The sequence below is a fragment of the Methylophaga pinxianii genome, assembly GCF_020447225.1.
Lineage (GTDB): Bacteria > Pseudomonadota > Gammaproteobacteria > Nitrosococcales > Methylophagaceae > Methylophaga > Methylophaga pinxianii.
Window position 1 is genome coordinate 1 of record NZ_JAJAEO010000092.1, and the last position, 2,130, is coordinate 2,130.

A 2,130-nucleotide genomic window follows, 5' to 3' on the forward strand; every position below is an offset into this window, starting at 1 on the left:
TTTTTTTTGGGAGTTAAATCACCGATGCAAATCAAATGCTTTACTGTTGGTGCATTTCAGGTCAACACATATTTGCTGGTGGACGAACCAACGGGAGCTGCTGCAATTGTAGATACTGGTGAAACCGATGAGCTGGTTAAACAGTTATGCGCTATTTCTCCAGTACCAGATATTCAGATGATTTTGTTAACGCATGGACATCTGGACCATGCCGGGGGCCTGGTTGCCTTGCAATCGCGGTTCGACGTGCCAACGTACCTGCCAAGAAAAGAGATCCCTTTGTTTGAAACCTTACCGGTTCAGGGGGACTGGTTCGGCCAACCAGCATTTAATCGGCCATGTGGCCGCATAGATTATCTGGTAGAGGATGGTGATGAAATTCAGTTGGGAAACACTACACTCAGATTTATTTCTACGCCCGGACATACGCCGGGCCAGGGTTGCTATTACGATGAGCAGGATATTTTTGTCGGTGACACGTTATTTTATGGCAGTATCGGCCGTACGGATTTGCCAATGGGAAATTCGGCTATAATGCAGCATAGTTTACAGCGTTTGATGCAGCTCCCCGGACATTTGCGTGTCCATAGTGGTCATGGGCCAGTCACCACGATTGCTCATGAAAGACAGCATAATCCTTTTTTAACTTTTTTGAGACAAGCATAGAAAATGGCGAATACAGATAGATTAATTGAAGGTTTTCAACGATTTAAAAAACAATATTTCGGTCAAGACAGTCGTCTTTATGCCAGTATGAAAACGGGCCAGCCAGCGAAAACACTTATGATTGGCTGTTGTGATTCCCGTGTCGATCCGGCAATTCTGACAGATTGTGATCCCGGTGACTTGTTCACTGTCAGAAACGTCGCTAATCTGGTACCACCATGTGAGCATGATGGCTTGCATCATGGCACCAGCTCTGCACTTGAATTTGCGGTGAATAACCTTGAAGTTGAAAATATCATTGTCATGGGGCATGCCAATTGTGGTGGCATCCGTGCCTTATGGGAAGATGATGGTAAGCAAAATTCTAAGTTTATTCATCAATGGGTATCCATAGCTCAGCCAGCAAAAGAATGGGTTAAATCTCAGCAACAAACTGACGAAAGTGCTCAGATACGAGCATGTGAACAGAGAGCGGTATTGGTTTCGTTAGATAATTTAATGAGTTTTGAATGCGTTAAAGAACGCGTTGAGGATGGTCGCCTGAGTTTACACGGATGGTATTTTGATTTGGCGGCGGGGGAGCTGCTTTGTTTTGATCCCCAAACCGGCCAATTTAAACCGGTTCAGGAATCTGCTAATTAGGTTTTACTGAATATCTGGGAGTTGGCCTGCGGGTTCATCTCCCATGGAATCGTCTGTGTTTTCCGGTAATGCTTCTTTCTGTTTTTTCTCAGCGGCATTTGTGTCGGAATCGGTTTCTTCGATTGTTTCAACTTCCTCTTCACCTAAGCCAATTACATTCAACAGGCTATTGAAAAGGCCTGTTTTCTGTTCGGTCAGTGGAACGACAACATTGGTGTCGGTGCGCTGTTCTTCGGTTAACTGGATGTTTTCAACAACCCGGGTGTTACCGTCAATATAATCGAGTGTTTCAGCTTCATCAAAATACAAGGTAATACGGCGCTGTTCGCGCGTGCCATTTCCTGGGTGAAAACTGTAGATATAATCCCAGCGATTAGGGTGGAATACATCAATTAACATCGGGGTTCCCATCACAAAAGACACTTGGCTCTTTGTCATGCCCGGTTCAAGTTTACTCAGCATTTCCTGGGTGACCTGGTTCCCTTGCTGAATGTCTATTCGATAAACCCCAGGGATTTTATCTTTGCTACAGGCGCTGAGCGTGAGAATAACCAAGGAAAGGCTATAAATAAGCAGGCTTTTCATTTAGTATTTGTTCTGTGTTGATGACCAAAGTGCGATGATACGCTATTCGTAACTATTCTACGAGGCAACAATAATAATGGAAAGACAAGATTTAAGAAAAGCGGGATTGAAGATTACTCTGCCACGTTTAAAGGTGTTGGAAATCCTAGAACACTCTAAACAACGCCACCTAAGTGCTGAAGATGTTTATAAAGCCTTATTGGAAATGGGTGAAGAAATTGGTTTAGCCACGGTATA

The 2,130-nt window shown here is 44.0% G+C and carries 4 protein-coding genes; 3 read left to right on the forward strand and 1 reads right to left on the reverse strand.

Annotated features, from left to right (window positions below):
* The coding region (locus LGT40_RS00535) for an MBL fold metallo-hydrolase (RefSeq protein WP_319000253.1) at positions 1–666 on the forward strand (666 nt) is incomplete at its 5' end.
* Positions 667–669: 3 nt separating this feature from the next.
* Positions 670–1,308, forward strand: coding sequence for a carbonic anhydrase (locus LGT40_RS00540; RefSeq protein WP_226072638.1), 639 nt, complete (start codon positions 670–672; stop codon positions 1,306–1,308).
* A gap of 3 nt (positions 1,309–1,311) precedes the next feature.
* Here LGT40_RS00540 and LGT40_RS00545 read toward each other — a convergent pair whose 3' ends face one another.
* Entirely contained in the window at positions 1,312–1,893 is a 582-nt protein-coding gene (locus tag LGT40_RS00545; protein ID WP_226072636.1) for an outer membrane protein assembly factor BamE, read from the reverse strand.
* Positions 1,894–1,969: 76 nt separating this feature from the next.
* Here LGT40_RS00545 and LGT40_RS00550 point away from each other — a divergent pair.
* Positions 1,970–2,130, forward strand: a 161-nt coding sequence (locus tag LGT40_RS00550; protein WP_226343121.1) for a transcriptional repressor, incomplete at its 3' end; no start/stop codon positions are given.

What these genes read in the sequence shown, in the direction of transcription:
- LGT40_RS00540 (WP_226072638.1), top strand. Translation starts at nt 670, where the DNA reads ATGGCGAATACAGATAGATTAATTGAAGGTTTTCAACGATTTAAAAAA.
- LGT40_RS00545 (WP_226072636.1), bottom strand. Translation starts at nt 1,893, where the DNA reads ATGAAAAGCCTGCTTATTTATAGCCTTTCCTTGGTTATTCTCACGCTC.